The following is a 22,113-nucleotide window of genomic DNA, read 5'->3' on the forward strand; positions in this document are numbered from 1 at the left end:
TTTCCCCGGGGAAACCGGCCTCCCCTTCCCCGCCGCTGGCCGACCTGGACGACGCTGTTTCCCCGGGGAAACGTGCCGACCGACCCGCCCACCCGGTGCGCGGCCGGCGCGAGGCCGCGTCCGATCAGTTCGAGCTGTTCCTCCCCTATCTGGCCGATCTGCCGCTGCGCGACCAGCGCGAGATGATGGAGCGTCCCTTCTTCAGCCTCGCCAAGTCCAAGCGGGTCAAGCCGATCGATTATCGCTCGCCCGACGGCAAGCTGTGGGTCCATGTCTCGGCCAATCCCGACTATGGTATGGCGACGATCTGGGACGCCGATATCCTGATCTATTGCGCCTCGATGCTGGCCGACATGGCCCGGCGCGGGATCAACGACGTGCCGCGCAAGCTGCACCTCATGCCCTATGACCTGCTCCGCGCGATCGGCCGCCAGCCGACCGGGCGTGCCTATGAGCTTCTGGGGCAGGCGCTCGACCGGCTCGTCGCGACCACGGTCAAGACCAACATCCGTGCCGATGCCGGCGCGCCCTCCCCTGCCCGCGGTCGCCGCGAGGCGACGTTCAGCTGGCTCGACGGCTGGACCCAGCTGGTGGACGAGAAGACCGAGCGGTCACGCGGCATGACGATCGAACTGTCGAACTGGTTCTATGACGGGGTCATGATGACCGGCGGGGTCCTGTCGATCGACCGGGCCTATTTCGACATCTCCGGCGGACGCGAGCGCTGGCTCTACAAGGTCGCCCGCAAACATGCCGGTGGCGCGGGCGAGGCCGGGTTCGCGATCTCGATGCCGACGCTGTTCGAGAAATCGGGCGCGGAGGGCCAGTATCGCCGCTTCAAGTTCGAGATCGCCAAGATCGCCGAGCGCGACGAGCTGCCCGGCTATGCGCTGACGCTCGAACAGGCCGAGGGGAAGCGCGAACCGATGCTGCGGATGCGCCGCCGGGCCGAGCACGAGATGAAGACGGGTGCGAAGCCCGGCGAGGTGCCGTCCGGCGCGACCGCCTCGCTCCCGGCGAGCGAGGCCCCTGCCCCACCGGTCGACGGCGCAGCCGCGAGCGAAGCGGCCGCATTGATCCGGCGCAGCGTGAAGGGTCTGGCCGGACGGGCGCAGTTCGGCGAGGTGACGGACGCGACGCTTGCGCTGCTGCGGGCGGAATGTCCCGGCTGGGACTATCAGACCCTCCACGCCGAGTTCCGCGCCTGGATCGACGCGGATCCGGCCCGGACCCCCGCCAGCTATCAGAATGCCTTTATCGGCTATGTTCGTCGGTTCGACGCCAAGAACCGCCACACGCTGCGCTAGGACGCCAGCCGGGCAAGGCCGTCCGCCCTCCCCCGCTGATCCTTGCATCCCGGCGGGGCTTTTCCACCGACCTGATATGGCCGTTGATATGGCAAGGATCGCTTTCGCGGGTCCCCGCGCGAGGCAGGTCTGCCGCTATCGCAGCCGTCGCGCAGAAGATGTTGCCGCTCGGGTGCAGCGAGCCAAGAGTGACGAGAAAGGCGGCAGGCGGGGTGACCATGCGGCCGGATCCCTCTCGGTCCGGGCAAGTCGGAATGAACCAACGCCCAAGCCCCCTGCCACCCGTTCCCGAAGTATCGGGCCACTCCGGCTTCGCACGGCCCGGGTTTCCTTGCGCCCTTCCGAGGATGTCGGGATTGAACGTCGCCCGTCGCATGCCTCTGCAAACTGATTCAATCTGCCCCGAAAATCTCAGCCGTGACCGGACCATCGGCACATCGGGAACGCGATACGGTACTTCGGGAACGGCCATTCGACATTTCGGGAACGGCAGTGTCGATCCTTCGGGAACGCTTCCACGATATTCCGGGAACATACCCCCGATCGCGAATCGCGCGAATCTGCCGCGTCCGCAGCCATCGCGGACCGCTTAACCGCTTAACTTTTCTATAAACCGTCTAACCGGCGCGGGGATTTTTGATTTCTTGTTCTTGGAGAAGAAGAGCGGCGCAGCTTCAGCGCGACGCCAACCACCGTTGTAGGCGCGGGCGGACCAATAGGAACGCAAGATAGCCGCGTTCGAGCATGGCGAGGCACCAGGGGTTCCGCGCCAGAAGACCCAAAGGACGCAGCAGCGGGATTGCGCGCCACATGGCTGCGAAGGCGGCCGCGCCGGACAACAACTGTCCGTCCTCCATCGCATGGAAGCGTGCGAGGATCGCCTGCCGGTCGAGCGGACAGCTGGAGTGGGGATCGGTCGCGTCGACGAAGCGGATCGCGCCACGCCGGTCGAGCCGCCGCATCAACGCGATCTCGCGCGCGCAGAGCGGGCAGCCGCCGTCATGCCAGACGGTGATGCGGGGATGGGGAGTGGCCGGCATGGTCGGAGAGCGCGTGATGGGGGAGGGGGGTTCCTCTTAGCTTCGGAACGCCTGGAGGTCGATGGTTCGGCCGACGCGCCGCCCGGGCCCGGACCGGAGCGGCGCGCGTGGGACGGGAAGGGCAGGGCCCTTGCTCCGTCCGCCTCCTCACACCTGCGCGAGGCCTCCATCGACGAAGATTTCGCCACCGGTCATGTAGCTGCTGTCGTCCGAGGCCAGGAAGGCCGCGGCGGCAGCGACTTCGGCGGGATCGCCGAGGCGACCGAGCGGGGTCGAGCTGCCGAGCGCTTCGAACGCCTCGGCGCCGACCACCTTGAGCGCGAGGTCGGTGCGGGTCGGCCCGGGCGAGAGCACGTTGACGCGAATGCCCGTGCCGCGCAGATCCTGCGCCCAGCTGCGGGCGAAGTTGCGGACGGCCGCCTTGGTCGCACTGTAGATGCTGAACTGCGGCGTCCCCATCTCGCCGGTGGTGGAACCGGTCAGGATGATCGATCCGCCGGCGCTCATCAGCGGCAGGCCCTTCTGCACGGTGAAGACGAGCCCCTTCACATTGACGTCGAAGGTCGCCTGATAGTCTTCGGGCGTGATCGTGCCGAGCGCGGCGAACGCGCCGGTCCCGGCATTGGCCATGACGATGTCGGCGCGGCCATGCCCGTCGCGCACCGCGGCATAGAGCCGGTCGAGATCGTCAAGGTCGCTGACCGAGCCGGCAACCGCACGGGCGTGGTCGCCCAGTTCCTGCACCGCCGCGTCGAGGGCCGCCTGGCGTCGCCCGAACAGATAGACGAAGGCACCCTCCGCCACGAACCGCCGCGCCGAGGCAAGTCCGATGCCGCTGCCGCCGCCGGTGATAATCGCGACCTTGTTCTTCAACCTGTCCATTGTCTTCGCTCCTGTATCGTTGAGGAGCGCGCTAGCTGGCGCGGCACAAACCTGTGGACAAGTATGCACCTTTTGGTAAGTACCCTATATGACCCGTCCGCCAGCTTCGCTCGACACCGATGCCGCGCCGGTCCCGACCGGCTTCAGCTGCGGGCTCGACGCGACCTTGCGGATCATCGCGGGCAAGTGGAAGCCGTTGATCGTCTACTTCCTGGCGCAGGGACCCAACCGCTACGGCGCCCTGCGCCGCGCGGTGTGGGGCGTCAGCGACAAGATGCTGATCCAGCATCTGAAGGAGCTGGAGGCGGACGGCATCGTGCGACGGACCGACCATCACGAGGTGCCGCCCCGCGTCGACTACAGCCTCACCCCGCTCGGCCATAGTCTGGCGGCTGCGCTGGCGCCGCTCTGCGTCTGGGGCTCCGAGAACATGGCAACGGTGGCGCAGGTGCTCGCTGAGCGGGAAGACTGGCCGAAGCCGCGCCAAGCGACCGCAGACGGCGCCTGAGCGCCGAAACCGCATATGGTGAGGGTGGAGTAGCGGAGAGGACCTTTTTCGCCTCCAGCGGCCGTTATCGGCGCCGTGAAGGCGGGGATGGGCACGCGAGTTCCGATAAAGTTTCGCGACGCCGGCTGCCGAACGCCGAGGGGCTGTCGCCTCCGTGTCGCTCAAGCTATGGATCGGTTGCGATGACCGGGCGGGAACCGGCAGGGGAGGGGACGGCATGAGGGCAAGGTTCGGCGCGCTCGCGCTGGTCGCGGCGACGATCGGCTCCGCAGTATCGGCGCAGCAGGCTCCGGTGTCGGTGACAATCGACGCGGCCGCGAGCGGTCCGCGCATCGATCGCAACATCTTCGGCCAGTTCGCGGAGAATCTCGGCACCGGCATCTATGGCGGCGTGTGGGTGGGGGAGGGGTCGCCGATCCCGAACGTACGCGGCATCCGGACCGACGTGACCTCGGCGCTCCGGGCGCTGAAGATCCCCAGCGTCCGCTGGCCGGGCGGCTGCTTCGCCGACGAATATCACTGGCGCGACGGCATCGGCCCGAGCCGGCAGCGTGCGGTCACCGTGAATGGCAGCTGGGGCAATGCGCTGGAGAAGAACGACTTCGGCACCGACGAGTTCTTCGACTTTCTCGATCAGATCGGCTCCGACGCCTATATCTCGATCAACATGGGTTCGGGCAGCGTCAAGGAGGCGGCCGACTGGCTGGCCTATATGACCGCCGATCCCGGCACCACCGCGGGAGCCGAGCGCGCCGCGAACGGCCATCCCAAACCCTATCGCGTCCGTTTCCTGGGGCTCGGCAACGAGAGCTGGAGCTGCGGCGGCGCCTATCGCCCCGACTATTATGTCGACGAGATGAAACGCTATGCCCGCTTCGTCCGCAACCTGAACCTCGAACAGCAGGGCACGGACAATCCTGCCGGCGGATCGGTCGCCGGCAGCGCCCCGATGCAGCGGATCGCGGTAGGTCCGGGCACGCCGGACACCGACTATACCGAAGCGGTGATGAAGGCGTGGAAGGCGCATGACTGGAGCTGGAGCATCGAGGGCCTGTCGATGCACAACTACACATGGGTCCGCTGGCCGCCCGCCTATGCCAGTACCGGGTTCGGCGAGCGCGAATATGCGACGCTGATCCAGGACACGCTGAAGATGGAGGACATGATCCGCATCCACTCGGCGGTGATGGACAAGTACGATCCCGACAAGAAGGTCCCGCTGGTGATCGACGAATGGGGCGTCTGGCTCGCCAAGCTGCCGGGCAGCCGCGACGGCTTCCTGCACCAGCAGAACTCGATCCGGGACGCGATCATCGCGTCGATCAACCTCAACATGTTCGCCCGCCATGCGGACCGCGTGCGGATGACGGCGATCGCGCAGATGGTGAACGTGCTGCAGGCGATGATCCTGACCGATGGGCCGAAGATGGTGCTGACGCCCACCTATCACCTGTTCAGGATGTACGTGCCCTTCCAGGATGCGACGCGGCTGCCCATCGCCTTCGATGCCGGGACCTATCGCTTCGGCACGGTGGCGATCCCGCGGGTCGACGCGATCGCAGCGCGGGCGCAGGATGGCAAGCTGTGGGTGGCATTGACCAATGTCGATCCCGGCACGCCGGTGCGGATCGACGCGCGGATCGACGGCCTTGCGGCGCGGACGGTGACGGGGACGGTGCTGACGGCCGATCGCGTGGATGCGATCAACAGCTACGACAGGCCCGATGCGGTCATGCCACGGCCGATCGCGGCCTCGGTGAGGGGCGGGCGCATCGCGGTGACGCTGCCGCCCAAATCGGTGGCGGTGCTGTCGGTCAGTCCCTGATCGGGGCTAGGGCAGGGGGGCGGGAGCGGGCAGGCGGCGCGACCGATCTGCCGCGCCGCCCCCTCTAATCCTTACTTCTCGCCGTTGTCCTTGACGCCGACGACCGGCACCGAGATCGATTCCTTCTCGGTCTTCACCTTCGGCACCGCGACCTGGGTCTCCTTGGTGCCGACGACGACCGCCTTCGAGTCGAGATCGACCTTGGGAAGCGAGCCGCCCTTGGCGCTGACGTCGACATCGGGGAGCGATCCGCCCTTCACATCGGCCTTCCAGAAGCCGGTGGCGAAGAGGAAGGCGACGATCAGCGCGACGATGATGACCACGGCGGCGAGCACCTTGCCCGATCCGCCCCGGCGCACGACGACGCGATCGGGCTCGTTCCTGTATTCGACCATGTTCATCCTCCTCCTAAACCCTGGTTGGTTGCCCCGACAGCGTCGCCCGGGAGTTCGCGGCGACGCTGTCGGTGCTACGCAAGCGGCCTACATCGCCGCATCTCGTGACAGCCCGTCATTCTCCGGCCACTGGGGCGGCAGGACACGGGCCATGCTGATCTCGCCATCGTCCGGCGGCGCGGGCCGATCGAACGACGGCCCGAGGCGATAGACGCCGGGGATGTCGCGCGTGGCATCCAGGCCGGCAAAGGCGCCGAGGCCGGCGGACAGGGCGACGCCGGTCGCCACTGCCGTCAGCCTCACCGCCGATACTGCCCGATATGCGCCCGTGCGATCCATGCAGCGGAGACGCCGCGCCGCACGCCATCGTTCCGGCTGAGCAACAAGGTTACCGATTTGTATCCTTTTCGGGTAAGGCTTTGGCGGCGATTGGCGGCATCCAGGGCGATCGCGCGGTGGGGAGAGACGAGCATCGTCGAGCAGGCCGGAAGCGTAGCCCGATCGCGCTGGCGACAGAGCGCCGCGCTGCGCGTCGCGGTGCTGACTGCGGGGCTGTTGTTCGCGGCGATGCTGCTGCTGGGCGGCTCGGCGGTGCTGGCGGTCTATGCCGGCATGGTCCACCGCCTCGACAGCTCGATCATCCGGGCCGCCGACGATCTGATGGCCCTGCGCGCGCGACGGGGGCCCGCCGCGCTAGTCGAAGCGATCCGTCAGCGGGAGCATGTCGCATCCGACAGTCTGGACGTCGCGCTCTATGATCGCGCCGGCCGGTTGCTCGCCGGCCGGCCCGGCATCGTGCCGCCGCCCGAGGGGTGGCACGACATGGTCTTCCCCGATCCCGTCGAGGGTGGCGACCCGACGCGGGTGCTGGTGACGCCGACCGAGGCGGGCGGGCGGCTGATGATCGCCGGCAACCGGCGGCCGCTGCTGGTCGCGCGGTCGGTGATCGGCTGGCTGTTCGTCGTCGCGTCGATCATCATCCTGCTGCTCTGCACGCTGATGGGCGCGCTGCTGATCCGGTTTCTCGACCGTCGGCTTGATCCCATCACCCGCACCGCCAATGCGGTGCTGGCCGGGGACCTGGGGCAGCGCGTTCCGGAGAGCGGGGCCGGCGACGAGTTCGACCGGGCGGCCCGCTCGCTCAACCTGATGCTCGACCGGATCGCCGGGCTGGTCGACAATCTGCGCCAGGTCAGCAGCGATCTTGCGCACGACCTGCGTACGCCGCTGACCCGGATCCGGGTCGGGCTGGAACGTGCACCGGCGCCGGGGTCGGGGGGAACGGCGGAGGCGATACAGGCAGCCATCGCGCAGATCGACGACGTCGTACTGCTGTTCGAGGCCATATTGCGCATCGCCGAGATCGACGGTTCGGCCGGCCGCACCATGACGACGCTCGATCTCGACGTCATCGCGCGCGACATCGTCGAGACGATGGCGCCGGCCTTTGCCGACCAGGCGATCGACCTCGTCTATCGCAGCGGCGGCGCCTGTCCGATCCGCGGCGACCGGATGCAGATCGCCGCGCTGCTGATCAACCTCCTGGAGAATGTCCTGCGCCACGCACCGGGCAGCTATCGGACCGAGGTGGGAACGATGCGAGGCGGCGCGCAGGTGACCCTCACCGTGCGCGATACCGGGCCGGGCGTACCGGACGGGCAGCTGGAGCGGATCTTCGACCGGTTCGTGCGGCTTGACCGGTCGCGCTCGACCGCGGGCCACGGACTGGGCCTCAGCATGGTGCGCTCGGTCGCGCAGGCGCATGGCGCGGGCGTCGAGGCGATCAACGACGATGGACTGCGGGTGACCCTGCGCTTCCCCCTTGCGGCGGACGGATGACGAACCGCGGCTGAACCGGGGATTCAGTCGATGTTCGCAATTGCCGGGCTAATGCTTTCCAATACCGGACGATTTGCCTGGAGATCTTTGTGCCGAACGCGCGTGTGGGAGATGCCGCCGACAGCGTCGCCGCCCATCCGGCGCCGCTCCATCTGCTCGTCATCGAGGATGACCGGCAGATCAGTGCGCAGATCGACGATTATCTGACCGAGGCGGGCATGATCGTGACGCTGGCCGACAATGGCGAGGCGGGGCTTCGCCGGGCGCTGGAGGATCCGTTCGACGCGGTGATCCTGGACCGGATGCTGCCGGGACTGGACGGGATGGAGGTGCTGCACCGGCTCCGCGCGCGCGATGCGGCGACGCCGGTGCTGATGCTGACCGCGCGCGCGGGCGTGCCCGATCGCGTCGAGGGCCTGGAGGCGGGAGCGAGCGACTATCTGACCAAGCCCTTCGCGCTCGCCGAGCTGCTCGCGCGGGTGCGGGCGCTGGTGCGCAGCCGCTCGCACGCGGTGCCCGACACGGTGCTGCGCGCAGGGCCGCTGATGATCGACGTGGCGCGCCACAGCGTGCGGCGCGATGGCGTGACCGTGACCCTCCAGCCGCGCGAGTTTCGCTGCCTGCTCGAACTGGCGCGGGAGCCGGGCACGGTGGTGTCGCGCGCGCTGCTGCTCGAGCGGGTGTGGGAATACCGGTTCGACCCGCACACCAAGATCCTCGAGACGCATATGAGCCGGCTGCGTGCGAAGCTGAACGCCGGCGGCAAGCCCGACCTGATCGAGACGGTGCGCAGCGCCGGCTATCGCCTGGCGGTCTGAGCGGTATCGTACCGGGCGCCGGATTAACAAATATTCATACATCGTTCCCGGCATGTCGGTCGTTGCAGCCGCCGTTGGCGTTCGTTCGCCTTCCGCGATGCCTGGCCGGGCACCGCGCTTCCGCCCGGAAAGGACCGTTCATGCGCCCGATCGCCGCCGCCCTGTCTGTCATCCTGATCCTCGCGTCCCCGGCGCTGGGGCAGACGGCGTCGCCCGGCGCGACCGGCACCTTTCCGACCAACAGCGTGTCGGATCGCGAGCATGGCGGGCCACAGGGCCGGGCGCAGCAGGCGTCGATCGCCGCGCTACAGCAGACGCTGACCGAGCTTCAGCAATTGCAGCTCCAGACCAAGCAGGCGCACTGGAACGTGTCGGGTACGCTCTTCTATCCGCTGCATGAACTGCTGCAGGACCATTATGAGGGCGTCGCCAAATATGCCGACGAAGTGGCCGAACGCCTGCTCGCGATCGGCGTCTCGTCGGACGGACGCGCCAACACAATCGTGCGGACCAGCCGGATCCCCGAATATCCGGGCGGCTTCGTCGACGACGCGCAGGTGATCGCGACCTTCGCACGCAACTACCGGATCGTCAGCGACGAGGTGGGGCAGGGGATCAAGGCGACTGAGGACGGCGATCCCACCACCTCGAACCTGTTGCAGGAGGTGCAGCATGCGATCGACAAATATCAGTGGCAGATGCGCGCCATGGTCCAGCCGACGCCCACCGACCCCAATAGCGGCGCGGACCTCAACGGCGGCCGGCCGATCGCCATGCCGGCGGGCTCGCGCGACGGCTGAGGCAAGGCGATGAACCCGCCCGCCGCCATCCCGCCGGAACATCATCTGGTTCATCGCACGGGATGGCTGCGCGCGGCGGTGCTGGGCGCGAACGACGGCATCATCTCGGTCTCGAGCCTGCTGGTCGGGGTCGCGGCCGCCCCGAGCGCGACGCATGGCGGCGTGCTGCTGGCCGGGTCGGCGGCGCTGGTCGGCGGAGCCTTGTCGATGGCGGCGGGCGAATATGTCTCGGTCAGCTCGCAGTCGGATACCGAACATGCCGATCTGGCGCGCGAGCGGCGCGAACTGGAGCGCGCGCCCGAGCAGGAAACGGCGGAGCTCGCCGCCATCTATGTCAGCCGCGGCGTCGATCCCGCCATCGCGCGGCAGGTCGCCGAGCAGATGATGGCGCATGACGCGCTCGCCGCGCATGCCCGCGACGAACTCGGCCTGTCGGATGATCTTGCGGCACGGCCGATCCAGGCCACGCTGTCCTCCGCGGCGGCGTTTACCGCCGGGGCGGTGGGGCCGGTCGCAATCGCCGCGCTGGCGCCGCGCAGCGTGGTCGCGATCGCCGTGACGGGAGCGGCACTGCTGCTGCTCGCCCTCCTCGGTGCACTGGGCGCGAGACTGGGTGGCGCGCGGCCGTTACCGGCCATCGCCCGCGTCACCTTCTGGGGCGCGATCGCGATGGGCGTGACCGGCGCGATCGGTCATCTGCTCGGCACCGCGGTGTAGGGCGGTCAGGCGGCGGCCGGCTCCACGACCGTCGCGATCGGCCGCGTGTCGAGGGCGGCGAGGCTTGCCGCCAGTTCCTCGTTGCGGAAGGGCTTGCTCAGGCGCGCGATGTCGGGATCGATCCCGTCCGTCTCGGCATAGCCCGAGACGATCAGCGCCTTGAGTGCGGGCAGACGGGCGCACAGCTCGCCGACCAGCTCCGCGCCGGTCGCGCCCGGCATCAGATGGTCGGTGACGAGGAAGTCGGGCGCCAGGCCCGCATCGACGCGGTCGATCGCCTCGGCGGCCGAGCCCGCCTCGACCACCCGATAGCCGAGATCGGCGAGCATGTCGGCGGTGCTGAGCCTCACCAGCTCCTCGTCGTCGACCAGCAACACCGTGCCCACCCCCTGCGATCCGTCGGGCCGCGCCACGGGCGGCCGGGTCGCGGCGACGTCGCGATCGCTGAGCGGCAGCCACAGGGCGATGTGCGTGCCTTCGCCCGGCGTGCTGTCGATCGTCAGGCCGCCGCCGAGCTGCGCGGCGAGGCCGTGGACCATCGACAGGCCGAGCCCCGTCCCCTTGCCGACCCCCTTGGTCGAGAAGAAGGGCTCGATCGCGCGCCGGCGCGTCGCCTCGTCCATGCCGATGCCGCTATCGGCGACGCCGAGACAGATATAGTTGCCCGCGGGCACGTCCTTCGCCTCGTGCGGCTCGACGACGCAATGCTTGACCGAGATGGTGAGCGCGCCGCCCGCCGGCATCGCATCGCGCGCGTTCACGGCCAGGTTGAGGAGCGCCATTTCGAGCTGGTTGGCGTCGGCGCGCGCGGGCGGCAGGTCGCTCTCGACATCCACCGCCAACGCGATGTTCGGCCCCACGGTCGCGCCGATCAGGTCGACCATGCCATGGACCAGCAGCGGCAGGTCGACCGCGATCGGTTGCAGCGGCTGGCGGCGGGCGAAGGCGAGCAGGCGCTGGACGAGCGTCTTGGCGCGCTCCGCCGATTGCAGCGCGCCGTCGATCAGCCGCCGTTCGCGCGCATTGCCGATCTCCTTGCGCATCAGCATGTCGAGCGAGCCGATGATCGGCGTGAGGAGATTGTTGAAGTCGTGCGCGACGCCCCCGGTCAGGCTGCCCATCGCCTCCACCTTCTGGCTCTGGCGGAGCGCTTCCTGGGCGATCTCCAGCTCCGCACGGGCCGCCATTGCGCCGGTCACGTTGGTCGCCTGGTGAAAGGCGCCGATGACCCTGCCGCCATCGTCGCGCAACGGGGTATAGGACAGCTCCCAGGTCGGCATGTCGCCCTCCGACCGGCCGAAGATTGCGGTGACGGTGAAGCTCTCCCCGGTCAGCGCACGGCGCATCAGCGCCAGCATGGTGTTGCGCTGCTCGCCGCTGAACTGGTCGGGAAAATAGTCGCCGATCCGCGTCTCGGTGCCCATGACCCGCAGATATTCGCTCTGGTGCGCGCGGTTGAAGGCGAGCAGCCGATAGCCGGTGTCGAAGGCGCAGATCGGAGAGGAGATCGCCTCTACGATCGCGTGATAGCGGCGCAGCTCGGCGGTCCGCTCCACCACCTGCTGTTCGAGCGTGTTCTGCAGCTCGCGCAGCGCGATCTCCGCGCGGGTACGTTCGATGGCGGCCTTGACCCGCTCGCCGACCTCCTGGGCGAGGCCCTCTTCGGCCGGGCTCCAGTTGCGGGCCGTGGCGTTCTGGACGGCGAGCAGCCCGACCCACTCGTCTTCCTGGAACAGCACCACGTCGATGAAGGCGCTGACCTCGCGCGCCTGCAAGCCGGCGCGGGCGCCATCGCTCAGCCGCGTGTCGCCGGCCACGTCGCGCACGACCACCGGGGCGCCGTGGCGATAGGCGGCGAGAAGGTCGGGACCGAAGCTTTCGAGCGAATGCCGGCCGACGATCGAGCCGACGCCGCGGGCATGGTCGTGCTCGACCGTCATCCAGCCCTGCCGCGTGATCTCCGCATAGAAGACGCGGCTCACGGCCATCTTCTCGCCGAGGCGCTCGGCGGCGAGCGCCATGATCGCCGCGGGGGTGGCGACCGCGCGCAGGTCGTCGGCGAGCTGGAGCAGGAAGGCGGCGCGGCGGGCGGCGGCGACGCGATCGGTCGTTTCCGCCACGACGCAGATCACGCCCGTCCGGACCCCGGCGTCGTCGACGAGGGGCGAATAGTCGCAGTCGAACCACGCGCTCTCGGACCGGCCGTTGCGGATAAGCGTCCGCTCGCGGTCGCGATACCGGGGGCAGCGGCCGGACCGGCACAGGGCGACCGCCTCCTCGTCAAAGGCGATGTCGCCGGCCAGGCCGGATCCGATCGGCTCGCCCAGCCGGTGGAGGTCCCCATGTCCCGCCATGGCGGCATAGGCGTCGTTGTGGAACAGGACGGGCGCCTCGCCCCACAGCATCGCCATCGGCACGGGCGAGCGGAGCAGGGTGGCCAGCAGGGTGCGCAGCCCGACCGGCCAGTCGCCCACCGGACCAAGCGCCGTGGCGGACCAGTCGCGGCCGAGGATCCGTTCGGCGCTGCGGCCGCCGTCGCGCAGGAAGGGCGGTACCACGGCGTCGCCCGTCTCCGCATCCGGGCCAGCCGCGACCGGGCCGCTCGATGCGCCTATGTCCGATCTTGGGGCTGGGGGCATCAGGGGCATCTACTCCATCCGGGACCTTGCGGTAAGTCAAATAACGGACGTGTCGTGTCCCGTTCGCGCACTCCGGACGCGGGTCACCGCCACGGCGGCAGCCTTCGCCCGGGATACGGGACCATGGCCCGGGGGTTGTCACCTTCGCATTAACCGACGATCGGCGGCGGTTCGCCAGGGCTGGACGGGGCAAGCCCGTCCGGCCGGCAACGCCGTCGGCAACCCGGACATCCGTTCGACAAGGAGCCTGTGATGAAGACACGCGCACTCGGCAGCCAGGGGTTCGAAACCTCTGCCCTCGGCCTCGGCTGCATGGGGATGAGCGACTTCTATGCCGGCCGCGACGAAGCCGAGTCGATCGCGACGATCGAACGGGCACTCGATCGCGGGGTGACGCTGCTCGACACCGCCGACATGTATGGCGACGGTGCCAACGAGGAGCTGGTCGGCCGGGTCGTGCGCAGCCGCGACCAGTGGGTGCAGGTCGCCACCAAGTTCGGCATCACCCGGGGGCCGGACGGCAGCCGCGGCGTGAACGGCCGCCCCGACTATGTCCGCCAGGCCTGCGACGCGAGCCTGAAGCGCACCGGGCTGGAGGTAATCGACCTCTACTACCAGCACCGCGTCGACCCCGACGTGCCGATCGAGGAGACGGTGGGCGCGATGGCGGAGCTGGTGACGGCGGGCAAGGTGCGCTTCCTCGGCCTGTCGGAAGCCGCGCCGGCGACGATCCGGCGCGCCCATGCCGTTCATCCGATCACCGCGGTCCAGACCGAATATTCGCTTTGGACCCGCGATCCGGAGGCGGAGGTGCTGCCGACGGTCCGCGCGCTCGGCATCGGCTTCGTGCCCTATAGCCCGCTCGGCCGCGGCTTCCTGACCGGGCAGTTCCGCACGCCCGACGATATCCCGGCGGACGACTATCGCCGGAACTCACCCCGCTTCCAGGGCGAGGCCTTCGCCGCCAATCTGCGTCTGGTCGAGGCCGTCGAGGCTCTGGCCGCCGAAAAGGGCTGCACCACCGCGCAGCTCGCCCTCGCCTGGGTGCTGGCGCAGGGAGACGAAATCGTTCCGATCCCCGGGACCAAGCGGCGCACCTATCTGGACGACAATCTGGGCGCGCTCGACGTCGCACTGACCGCAGACGATCTGGCGAGGATCGCGGCGATCGTGCCGCCGGGCGCCGCGCAGGGCGAACGCTATCCGGCGGCGACGATGGGAAGCGTGAACCGGTAGCGCCGATCGGCGTGACCGCACGGGCGGTTGATTCCGCCCGTGCGGCGAGTAGGTTGCGCGGAATAGAGGGGGGTCCTCCATTATGCGCCGTCTGCTGCTCGCGACTCTTTGCGCCGTCCTGTCCGTCACCGCCGGCGCCGCACCGACGCCGAAGGAACAGCTGCTCGCGCCGCCCGGCGACGCCCGCCACTATACGATCAGCTCCGACGCCGGGAAGCATGGCGACATCTGGTCGTGGACGCTGCCCGACGGGCGCGTCGCCTATCGCATGTCGATGTCGATGCGCGGCTGGGTGACCGAGACCGACGAGGTGCAGACGATCGGGCGAGACGGCCGGCCGGTCCGGATCGCGATCCGCGGCTTCACCGATTCAGGCGATGCGACCGAGGACTTCGCGGTCGACGCCGACGGCACGGCGCGCTGGAAGACCGCGGTCGATGCCGGCAGCGCGCCCTTCGGCACGCGGCGCTACAACAGCTATGGCGGCCCGGCGCTGGCTGCGGAGAGCGACATCAACGCCATGGTCGCGGCCGGCGCGAAGGGTGTCGACCTGCTCCCGACGGGCCATGCCACCGTGACGAAGGGGCCGACGGCGCAGGTCACCGGTCCGAAGGGCGCGCAGACGGTGCGGCTCGCCTTCATCAACGGACTGGGCTTTTCGCCCTGGCCGGTCTGGCTGGACGCGAACGACCGCTTCTTCGGCGTCGCCGGCATCGTGTCGATCCTGCTGGCAGGCTTCGAAGCGAACGGGTCCAAGCTCAAGGCGCTGCAGGACAAGGCGACGGCGGACATGGTGCGCGGCGTCGCCACGCGCTTCCTCAGCCCCGCCAACCGCACGCCGACGCTGGTCGACCATGTCCTGCTGTTCGATGCGGAAGCGGGCGCCTATCGCCCCGACCGCGCGGTGCTGATCGCGGACGGCAAGGTTGCGGCGGTCGGGGCCGGCGGCTCGATCCGGGCGCCGAGGGGCGCGACGGTGATCGACGGGCGCGGCAAGACGCTGACGCCGGGTCTGTGGGATTCGCACCAGCATGTCGGCGACGACTGGAATCTTCTCCAGAACGTCGCGACCGGCATCACCAACTATCGCAGCCCCGGTTCGATGATCGAGGATGCCACCAGCATCTATCGGCGGCGCGCGGCCGGGCAGCTGCTCGCGCCGGACGGCAAGGTCTCCGTCATCATCGATCGCAAGGGACCGGCCTCGGCGCAGATCGCCCTGACCGTCACCTCGCTCGACGAGACGCTGGCCGCGGTGCGGCGGATCAAGGAGGCGGGGCTGTGGGGCGTCAAGTTCTACGGCACGATGGAGCCCCGATGGATCGCGCCGGCCGCGGCGGAGGCGCATCGGCTCGGCCTGCACGTCCACGGCCATGTGCCGCAGGGAATGCGGCCGCTGGATGCCGTGCGCGCGGGCTATGACGAGGTCACCCACATCAACTTCATCATGATGCAGGCGATGCCCCAGGAGGTGGTCGACAAGTCGAATACCGCCGCGCGGCTGGAGGGGCCGGCCAAATACGGCAAGGACGTCGACCTGCGCTCGCCTGCCATGACCGCCTTCTACGGCGAACTGGCGAAGCGCGGCACGATCATCGACCCGACGCTGACCGTGTGGGAGCCGCTGATGACCTCGGACGGCAGCGCGATCTCGCCCGAATATGCACCGTTCGAGACGATCAGCCCGCCCGCGGTGGTGCGCGGGTGGAAGATCAGCGGCTATCCGCTGTTCGACGGGCTGACCCGCGACGATTTCCGCCAGAGCTTTGCCAAGATGGTCGGGCTGGTCGGCGAGCTGCACCGTGCAGGCGTGCGGATCGTGGCCGGGACCGACGGCTATGGCCTGGAGCTGGTGCGGGAACTGGAGCTCTACCAGCAGGCGGGGTTGAGCAATGCGGAGGCGCTGCAGACCGCGACGATCGTGCCTGCGCGGATGACCGGGATGGCCGACCGCACCGGGACGATCGCGGCGGGGAAGACCGCCGATATCATTCTGGTCGACGGCGACGTGTCGCGGGACCTGGGGAACCTGCGGCATGTGCGCACGGTGTTTCTGGATGGGTATCGACTGGATGGCGATGCGCTGCGCCGGGCGAGCGGGTTGAGCGGGATGCCTCGGTGACAGGCCTATCCCGGCCCGACCTTCAAAACCGTTCGTGCTGAGCTTGTCGAAGCACTGTTCTTCTCCTCTCCCCGTGCGCATTTGGAGGCGAAGAAAGGCAGTGCTTCGACAAGCTCAGCACGAACGGTGAGGGTGGGGCACGAACGGTAAGTGTGGACCAAGGGAGCTGAGCCTCCCCGGCGTTGCCCGCACCCGCCCCGCGCGTTAGGCCAAACACCTCGACGGGAGGCGTGGCATGGAGACAATCGGGCGCGATCTGAGGGAGATGCAGCGCATCCCGCTGGCGGCTTCGCATGTCGAGGCGCTGAAGCGGGCGGGGACGCGCCGGCGCTATCCGGCCGGCGCCCTGCTGGCGGAGGTCGGCGCGCCGGTCGACCGGTTCGTCTATGTCGAGACCGGCGAGGTGGAGGTGGTGAACCCCTTCACCGGCGAGCGGCTGGTGCCCTCCACGCTCGGCCCGGGCCAGTTCATGGCGGAGATCGCGCTGCTGTCGGGCGGGCGCTGGTCGTTGCCGATGCGTGCCGCGCGCGAGACCGAGGTGGTCGAGGTGCCGCGCGAGGCGATGCTGCGGCTGATGGCGGCGATCCCGGAGATGTCGGACATCGTGATCACCGTGCTGGCGGCGCGGCGGCGGCGGCAGCTCGAATCGCGCGACGGCATGCTCGTGCTGGTCGGCGAGGACGAGGACAAGGCGATCCGCGCCATCGCCGATTTCTGCGCGCGCAACCGCGTGCCCTATCGCTCCTATCCGCTGGGCAGTGCGGAGGCGGCGACGGTCGCGGCGAGCTGCGGCACCGGTGCGGGCGCGCCCGTCGTCGTGTTCGGGCGCGACGTGGTGGTGGACCCGCCGACGCCCGAGAAGGTCGCGCGGCTGCTCGGCCTCGACCAGGAGCTGCCCGAAGAGGATGCGTTCGACGTGCTGATCGTCGGCGCCGGCCCGGCCGGTGTGGCGGCGGGCGTCTATGCCGGGGCGGAGGGGCTGCGCGCGCTGGTGGTCGACGACACCGCGATCGGCGGGCAGGCCGGCACGTCGAGCCGGATCGAGAACTATATGGGCTTCCCCACCGGCATCTCGGGCGGCGACCTCGTCTGGCGGGGCGAGGTGCAGGCGATGAAGTTCGGCACGCGCTTCGTCGTGCCGCGCCGCGTCGCCGGGCTGGAGCAGCTGGAGGACGGGGCGTTCTGCGCGACCTTCGCCGGCGGCGAGCGGGTGCGCGCCGGATCGGTGGTGGTGGCGACCGGCGTCCAGTATCGCCGCCTGCCGCTCGCCCGCCTCGCCGATCTGGAAGGGACGGGCATCTATTATGCCGCGACCGAGAACGAGGCGCGCTTCTGCCGCGAGGGAGAGGTGGTGGTGATCGGCGGCGGCAATTCGGCGGGGCAGGCGGCGATGTTCCTCAGCCGGGTCGCGCGGCACGTGCGGCTGCTGGTGCGCGGCCCGTCGCTCGCCACCTCCATGTCGCATTATCTGTCGAGCCGGCTGGAGGCGGATCCGGCGATAACGATCGAGTATAATGCGCAAGTGGCGGCGCTGCACGGCGACGCGGCGCTCGAGGCGGTGACGATCCGCGACGCGGCGGGAGAGCGGACGATGCCGACCTGCGCGATGTTCGTGATGGTCGGCGCCGCTCCCAATACCGGATGGCTGTCGGGCCTCGTCGCGCTGGACGAGAAGGGCTTCGTGCTCACCGGGGAGGCGGCGGGGGCGGCGTCCCCCTATGCGACCTCGCGCCCGGGAATTTACGCGGTGGGCGATGTGCGCGCCGGGTCGGTCAAGCGGGTCGCCTCGTCGGTGGGGGAGGGATCGGTGGTGATCTCCAAGGTGTGGGAACATGTGCGGGGATAAGGCGCGCGCACGCTGGGCGTCATTGCGCCGGGGTTGCGATGACGATTAGTCGTGCGCCGTCTCGTGAGAGCGAACGGATCATTTACGGGTCAGACCCCGCCCACACCTTCCGTCATCCTCGCGCAGGCGGGGATCCATATTCTCGAACCCTTGTGGGTAATGCGGAAGGCTCCCGCGCGTCTGGATCCCCGCCTTCGCGAGGATGACGGAGGAAAAGTGGGCGTGGTTGAGAGATGAGGACGCCGCCCCCCCTCCTATCGATAGAGCCGCGCCGCGTCGGCCTTGAAGGCGGCGCCGCTGTCGTTGCGGCTGTAGAACATGTGCCCGCCCGGATAGACGCGCAGCTGCACGCGCTCGGCCACGCCGAAGGACGGCATCTGGTCGACGATCAGCCGCGAGGCGAAATAGGGGCAGGACAGGTCGTCCCAGCCGTGGACGATCAGCACCTTCATCTTGGGATCGTTGGCGATCGCCTTGCGCAGGTCGGAGACCGGCGTGTCGGCGGGCTTGCCGCGATCCCAGGCCGCGTTCACCGCATAGGAGAGGGCGTTGTAGCGCGCGTCGGTCTTCCAGCCGACCTCACGCGTGACGAAATCGACCATCGCGCTGGTCGTCGGCGCGATCAGCGCGTCGAGGATCGGGTCGTTCGATTCCTGGCGCGGCGACCAGGGGAAGGGGTCGAAGGCGGTGACGTTGCTGTCGTAGATGCTGCCGATCGTGCCGTCCTGCCGGTGGATCTCGCGCAGATAGGTGCGGCTGTCGACCCGGCCGCCCATGCGCTGGACCAGCGCCGGATCGAGCCCGGTGAGGCGCGTGACGTTGTCGACGATCCGCTTCACCGCCTCCGCATCGGCGCGGCCACGCAGCAGGTCGCGGGTATAGTCGCCGCGGGTATAGGCCTCCACCTCCGCCATCGCGGCGGGGGTCAGCCGGCCCTGCCGCTCCAGATTGGCGGCGGCCATGGAGGGCAGGTCGATCATCCAGGGCAGCGGCGAGAGCGCGGTGGCGTCGTCGCCCGAGGCGGGATCGAGATAGGGCGAGACGAGGATCAGGCCGTTGACCCCGACGCCGATCTGCGACTGGAGTTCATAGGCGATGCGCGGCACGCGATAGCCGCCATAGCTTTCGCCCATGATATATTTGGGCGAGCGCAGCCGCTCCTCGCGGACCAGCCAGTCATAGACGACCTTGGACAGGTAGCGAATATCGGGATCGTTGGCGTAGAACGCCTTCTTCGTCTCGTCGGCATCGACCAGGCTGCGGCTGAAGCCGGTGCCGATCGGATCGATGAAGACGAGGTCGGTGAATTCCAGCCAGCTGTTCGGATTGTCGCGCGCGATCGGCGCGTCGGACGGCGCATCGCCCTGTGCGCCGAACTGGACGCGCTTCGGCCCGACCGCGCCCAGGTTGAGATAGACCGAGGCCGCGCCCGGCCCGCCGTTGAAGGCGAAGGTGACCGGACGCGAAGGGTCCCGGCCGGGCACGGTATAGGCGGTGTAGACGACCTGCCCGATCTCCTTGCCCTTGTCGTCGCGGACCGCGATCTTGCCGACGGTGGCGCGATAGCCGAGGGTGCGGCCGCCGATCGTGGCCGTCTGGGTGATCGACCGGTCGGCCGGCAGCGGAACCGGCTTCTGCGTGTCGTCCTCCTTCTTCTGCTCGACGGTGGTGGTGGTCTTGGCGGTCTGCGCCTCGACGGCGGCGCCGGTGCAGAGGAAGAGAGCGGCAGGCAGGAGCGCGCGGGCAGAAACGGGCAAGGCGATGTTCCACGGATCGGCGACCCGGCGGGATGCCGGGCGGACGGTCCGGATGCTACAACATGCGCCGCCCCGCGCAACGGTTCCGCTCAGCGCGTCGCCAGCAGCCGGTCGAGCGAGACCGGCGCGAAGCCCTGTGCGTCGACGCCCACGTCGAATTGCCGCGGCATCGGCTTCAGCCGGCCGTGGCTGTGGCCGTGAAGATCGATCGCGCCCTTATGCTGACCGTTCCAGCTGCGGAAGGGATAGTGGCACAGGACGAGCGCGCGGCCGTCGACCGTGATCTCCGCATAGTCGCCGGTGCTCGCCCAGCCGGCCGCGGCGACGGTGGCCTCGGGGTCGTTGTTGCCGCGGATCAGGTGCTTGGTGCCGTTCAGCGCGGCGAGCAGCGCCGGTACGTCGGCCGGCCGCCGGGCGACGTCGCCGAGATGCCAGACCGTGTCGCCCGGTGCGACCACCGCATTCCAGCGGGCGATCAGCGCGGCATCCATCGTCCGGGTGTCCGCGAAGGGGCGCTGCTGGATGTTGATGGTGCGATGATCGCCGAAATGGGTGTCGGCGGTGAAGAAGACCGTCATGTCCAGTAGAGGATGCGCGCGGCGGGGAGCGCGGCGGCGATCCGTTCCTCGAAGAAGTCGCGTAAGGCCCGCATCGTGGCGGCGTCATAGACCTGCTTCTCGCTGCCGAACTTGGTGCGCTTGGTGGTGCGGTTCGCGCCGGTCATGTCGAGCGCCGAGCCGGGATACCAGCTGTCGAGCACCGCCTTCGATCCAGGCGCGTAGCGGTGGGTGATGAGCTCGACCGTCAGGTCCAGGCCGGAAATGTCCGCCAGCGCCGCCGCGGCGTCTTCGATCAGGCCGCCATAGGCTTCGCGCCAGCCTTCCGCGGCGATGATCGGCGCGATCGTCAGCCCGACCGGATAGCCCCCCTGCGCCATCGCGCGCAGCGCCGCCAGCCGCGCCGCGACCGGCGCGGTGCCGCCCTCGAACCGGGCGAAGGCGCGCGGGTTGATCGAGGCGCGCATCCGGGTGCGGCCCTGATGGTCGAGCCCGAGCAGCGGCGCGACATCGGCGAACTTGCTGGTGAATCGCAGCTGTGTGGACGCCTGCCAGCGGCCGAACCAGGCGATCGCGGCCGAGAGCGAGCCGGTGATCGGCTCGAGCGCCAGTGGATCGGTGTAGCAGGATGCCTCGAAGGTGGTGCCCTCGCCGGCACGGTCGCGGCTGCGCGAGGTGATCGTGCCCTGGCCGAGATAGGCGGGCAGGCCGTCGAGGATCTCGTCGAGGTTGGCGTAGACGCGGGTGATCGGCGGCCCCTTCAGCGAGCCCGCCAGATAGCAGTAGCTGCAATGAGCCGGGCAGCCCTCGGCGAGGTCGACGCGCCAGTCCGCGCTGGGCGCGATCGGCTGGAGCCGGCGCTTGGACGGCGGCGCGACGGTGACGGCAAGGGTCGCCTTTGCATCGGCATAGGCGCGGCGCGGATCCTCCGGCAGGTCGAGCGCGAGGCGGTCGCCGGAGAGTGCCACGACCTCGACGCCCATTGCGGCCGCACGCTCGGCGATGGCGCGGCCATGCGCGAAGCCCATCGCCGCGCGGGTGACGAGCATCCGGCGCGGTCGCCACCTGGCGCGGTCCGCGCGCGGTCGGTCGGGATGGGTCGCCATCACCACCCAACGTTCCGTCGCGGCGGACGGTCCGCCGGATCGTCGGCCGCCGCCGCGGGTTGGAGCGGTCGATGCTCTAGGAGATGGTGATGCTGCGTTCCTTCCTGATCGGCCTGGTCGCGGGCCAGCGCGCGATGACCCCCTTGTCCGCGCTCGCCGGTGCCGCGCAGCGCGGCACCCTGCCGCACGACAATGCGCCCGCAAGGCTGATGGCGTCGCCGCTGATCTCCGCCGGCGGGGTCGCGCTCGCGGCGCTGGAGATGGTGGGGGACAAGATGAAGACCGCGCCGGACCGGACCGTGCTGCCCGGGCTGCTCGCGCGGTCGATCACCGGTGGCTTTGCAGGGGCGACGCTGGCGCCGGCCCGACGGGCCTGGGCGGGAGCGGCGCTGGGAATCGGCGGGGCGATCGCCTCCTCCTATGCGGGGCTCGCCGCGCGCAAATGGGCGATGCGCCGCTGGGGCCAGACCGCGACCGGGTTCGGCGAGGATGCCCTCGTCCTCGCGGCGGCCAATGCGATCAGCCAGGCCCGGCCTGCCGCGCGCTAGACTGGAATCCGCCCAAACGGCACCGATCGTCATCCCAGCCTAGGCGAAACCTCTGCGAAGGTTCGACTATTCAACAACCCTCGTCCACCCCGGCGACGGCCGGGGTGGACGGAGAAGATTTGCAGAGTTCGCGCATGGTCTGGGATCTTCCAGTGATGGCGCGACACAGTG

General features: G+C 69.4%; 19 protein-coding genes. 11 read left to right on the forward strand and 8 right to left on the reverse strand.

The window, feature by feature from the left end; all coding sequences use genetic code 11:
* Window positions 1-95 precede the first annotated feature (95 nt).
* Complete coding sequence (locus IEX18_RS16415) at window positions 96-1,307, forward strand: replication initiator protein A (protein WP_188660339.1); 1,212 nt, start codon at window positions 96-98, stop codon at window positions 1,305-1,307.
* A 674-nt stretch (window positions 1,308-1,981) separates the two neighbouring features.
* On the opposite strand, the gene IEX18_RS16420 is transcribed toward IEX18_RS16415, so the two are convergent.
* Window positions 1,982-2,347, reverse strand: coding sequence for a thiol-disulfide oxidoreductase DCC family protein (locus IEX18_RS16420; RefSeq protein WP_188660342.1), 366 nt, complete (start codon window positions 2,345-2,347; stop codon window positions 1,982-1,984).
* 147 nt (window positions 2,348-2,494) lie between these two features.
* A complete protein-coding gene (locus IEX18_RS16425) occupies window positions 2,495-3,229 on the reverse strand; it encodes an SDR family NAD(P)-dependent oxidoreductase (RefSeq protein WP_188660346.1) in 735 nt (244 codons plus the stop codon).
* Window positions 3,230-3,317: 88 nt separating this feature from the next.
* On the opposite strand from IEX18_RS16425, the gene IEX18_RS16430 reads away from it, so the two are divergent.
* The gene (locus IEX18_RS16430; RefSeq protein WP_188660349.1) at window positions 3,318-3,737 is read left to right on the forward strand and encodes a winged helix-turn-helix transcriptional regulator; all 420 of its coding nucleotides are present in this window, start codon (window positions 3,318-3,320) and stop codon (window positions 3,735-3,737) included.
* Window positions 3,738-3,954: 217 nt separating this feature from the next.
* On the forward strand, window positions 3,955-5,562 hold the full coding sequence (locus IEX18_RS16435) for an alpha-N-arabinofuranosidase (RefSeq protein WP_188660352.1): 1,608 nt from the start codon (window positions 3,955-3,957) through the stop codon (window positions 5,560-5,562).
* Between the two features lie 71 nt (window positions 5,563-5,633).
* Here the strand turns inward: IEX18_RS16435 and IEX18_RS16440 are convergent, their stop codons facing one another.
* Both IEX18_RS16440 and IEX18_RS16445 read right to left on the reverse strand, forming a co-directional pair.
* Entirely contained in the window at window positions 5,634-5,957 is a 324-nt protein-coding gene (locus IEX18_RS16440; protein ID WP_188660355.1) for a hypothetical protein, read from the reverse strand.
* Window positions 5,958-6,044: 87 nt separating this feature from the next.
* The gene (locus IEX18_RS16445; RefSeq protein ID WP_188660358.1) at window positions 6,045-6,260 is read right to left on the reverse strand and encodes a hypothetical protein; all 216 of its coding nucleotides are present in this window, start codon (window positions 6,258-6,260) and stop codon (window positions 6,045-6,047) included.
* Window positions 6,261-6,386: 126 nt separating this feature from the next.
* Here IEX18_RS16445 and IEX18_RS16450 point away from each other — a divergent pair, with 126 nt between their 5' ends.
* From IEX18_RS16450 to IEX18_RS16465, 4 genes are all read left to right on the forward strand, one after another.
* Window positions 6,387-7,796 (forward strand): sensor histidine kinase, encoded by a 1,410-nt coding sequence (locus tag IEX18_RS16450; RefSeq protein ID WP_188660361.1) that lies wholly within the window; start codon window positions 6,387-6,389, stop codon window positions 7,794-7,796.
* Between the two features lie 89 nt (window positions 7,797-7,885).
* On the forward strand, window positions 7,886-8,614 hold the full coding sequence (locus tag IEX18_RS16455) for a response regulator transcription factor (protein WP_229664659.1): 729 nt from the start codon (window positions 7,886-7,888) through the stop codon (window positions 8,612-8,614).
* Window positions 8,615-8,754: 140 nt separating this feature from the next.
* Window positions 8,755-9,414, forward strand: coding sequence for a Dps family protein (locus IEX18_RS16460; RefSeq protein WP_188660364.1), 660 nt, complete (start codon window positions 8,755-8,757; stop codon window positions 9,412-9,414).
* A 9-nt stretch (window positions 9,415-9,423) separates the two neighbouring features.
* Complete coding sequence (locus tag IEX18_RS16465) at window positions 9,424-10,131, forward strand: VIT1/CCC1 transporter family protein (protein ID WP_188660367.1); 708 nt, start codon at window positions 9,424-9,426, stop codon at window positions 10,129-10,131.
* Between the two features lie 5 nt (window positions 10,132-10,136).
* Here the strand turns inward: IEX18_RS16465 and IEX18_RS16470 are convergent, their stop codons facing one another.
* On the reverse strand, window positions 10,137-12,689 hold the full coding sequence (locus IEX18_RS16470) for a GAF domain-containing hybrid sensor histidine kinase/response regulator (RefSeq protein WP_229664660.1): 2,553 nt from the start codon (window positions 12,687-12,689) through the stop codon (window positions 10,137-10,139).
* A gap of 333 nt (window positions 12,690-13,022) precedes the next feature.
* Here IEX18_RS16470 and IEX18_RS16475 point away from each other — a divergent pair, with 333 nt between their 5' ends.
* The 3 genes from IEX18_RS16475 to IEX18_RS16485 all read left to right on the forward strand — a co-directional run bounded on the left by IEX18_RS16475 (window position 13,023) and on the right by IEX18_RS16485 (window position 17,974).
* On the forward strand, window positions 13,023-14,006 hold the full coding sequence (locus IEX18_RS16475; protein ID WP_188660373.1) for an aldo/keto reductase: 984 nt from the start codon (window positions 13,023-13,025) through the stop codon (window positions 14,004-14,006).
* A gap of 82 nt (window positions 14,007-14,088) precedes the next feature.
* A complete protein-coding gene (locus IEX18_RS16480) occupies window positions 14,089-16,128 on the forward strand; it encodes an amidohydrolase family protein (protein WP_188660385.1) in 2,040 nt (679 codons plus the stop codon).
* Between the two features lie 235 nt (window positions 16,129-16,363).
* The gene (locus IEX18_RS16485) at window positions 16,364-17,974 is read left to right on the forward strand and encodes an FAD-dependent oxidoreductase (RefSeq protein ID WP_188660391.1); all 1,611 of its coding nucleotides are present in this window, start codon (window positions 16,364-16,366) and stop codon (window positions 17,972-17,974) included.
* Between the two features lie 254 nt (window positions 17,975-18,228).
* Here the strand turns inward: IEX18_RS16485 and IEX18_RS16490 are convergent, their stop codons facing one another.
* From IEX18_RS16490 to IEX18_RS16500, 3 genes are all read right to left on the reverse strand, one after another.
* Entirely contained in the window at window positions 18,229-19,731 is a 1,503-nt protein-coding gene (locus IEX18_RS16490) for a S10 family peptidase (protein WP_229664661.1), read from the reverse strand.
* A gap of 89 nt (window positions 19,732-19,820) precedes the next feature.
* On the reverse strand, window positions 19,821-20,309 hold the full coding sequence (locus IEX18_RS16495) for a metallophosphoesterase family protein (protein WP_188660394.1): 489 nt from the start codon (window positions 20,307-20,309) through the stop codon (window positions 19,821-19,823).
* Complete coding sequence (locus IEX18_RS16500; protein ID WP_188660397.1) at window positions 20,306-21,394, reverse strand: SPL family radical SAM protein; 1,089 nt, start codon at window positions 21,392-21,394, stop codon at window positions 20,306-20,308. Before IEX18_RS16500 ends, IEX18_RS16495 begins: the two co-directional genes overlap by 4 nt.
* Before the next feature lie 89 nt (window positions 21,395-21,483).
* Here IEX18_RS16500 and IEX18_RS16505 point away from each other — a divergent pair, with 89 nt between their 5' ends.
* Window positions 21,484-21,942: a DUF4126 domain-containing protein gene (locus IEX18_RS16505; protein ID WP_229664662.1), complete on the forward strand. Its 459-nt coding sequence runs from the start codon at window positions 21,484-21,486 to the stop codon at window positions 21,940-21,942.
* Window positions 21,943-22,113: the final 171 nt, after the last annotated feature.

The organism is Sphingomonas metalli, from assembly GCF_014641735.1.
Lineage (GTDB): Bacteria > Pseudomonadota > Alphaproteobacteria > Sphingomonadales > Sphingomonadaceae > Sphingomonas > Sphingomonas metalli.

Excerpts from the sequence above, each read along its gene's own strand:
- IEX18_RS16480 (WP_188660385.1), top strand. The coding sequence starts at position 14,089 with ATGCGCCGTCTGCTGCTCGCGACTCTTTGCGCCGTCCTGTCCGTCACC.
- IEX18_RS16505 (WP_229664662.1), top strand. The coding sequence starts at position 21,484 with ATGCTGCGTTCCTTCCTGATCGGCCTGGTCGCGGGCCAGCGCGCGATG.
- IEX18_RS16460 (WP_188660364.1), top strand. The coding sequence starts at position 8,755 with ATGCGCCCGATCGCCGCCGCCCTGTCTGTCATCCTGATCCTCGCGTCC.
- IEX18_RS16430 (WP_188660349.1), top strand. The coding sequence starts at position 3,318 with ATGACCCGTCCGCCAGCTTCGCTCGACACCGATGCCGCGCCGGTCCCG.
- IEX18_RS16420 (WP_188660342.1), bottom strand. The coding sequence starts at position 2,347 with ATGCCGGCCACTCCCCATCCCCGCATCACCGTCTGGCATGACGGCGGC.
- IEX18_RS16485 (WP_188660391.1), top strand. The coding sequence starts at position 16,364 with ATGGAGACAATCGGGCGCGATCTGAGGGAGATGCAGCGCATCCCGCTG.
- IEX18_RS16475 (WP_188660373.1), top strand. The coding sequence starts at position 13,023 with ATGAAGACACGCGCACTCGGCAGCCAGGGGTTCGAAACCTCTGCCCTC.
- IEX18_RS16435 (WP_188660352.1), top strand. The coding sequence starts at position 3,955 with ATGAGGGCAAGGTTCGGCGCGCTCGCGCTGGTCGCGGCGACGATCGGC.
- IEX18_RS16425 (WP_188660346.1), bottom strand. The coding sequence starts at position 3,229 with ATGGACAGGTTGAAGAACAAGGTCGCGATTATCACCGGCGGCGGCAGC.
- IEX18_RS16500 (WP_188660397.1), bottom strand. The coding sequence starts at position 21,394 with ATGGCGACCCATCCCGACCGACCGCGCGCGGACCGCGCCAGGTGGCGA.
- IEX18_RS16495 (WP_188660394.1), bottom strand. The coding sequence starts at position 20,309 with ATGACGGTCTTCTTCACCGCCGACACCCATTTCGGCGATCATCGCACC.
- IEX18_RS16440 (WP_188660355.1), bottom strand. The coding sequence starts at position 5,957 with ATGGTCGAATACAGGAACGAGCCCGATCGCGTCGTCGTGCGCCGGGGC.
- IEX18_RS16465 (WP_188660367.1), top strand. The coding sequence starts at position 9,424 with ATGAACCCGCCCGCCGCCATCCCGCCGGAACATCATCTGGTTCATCGC.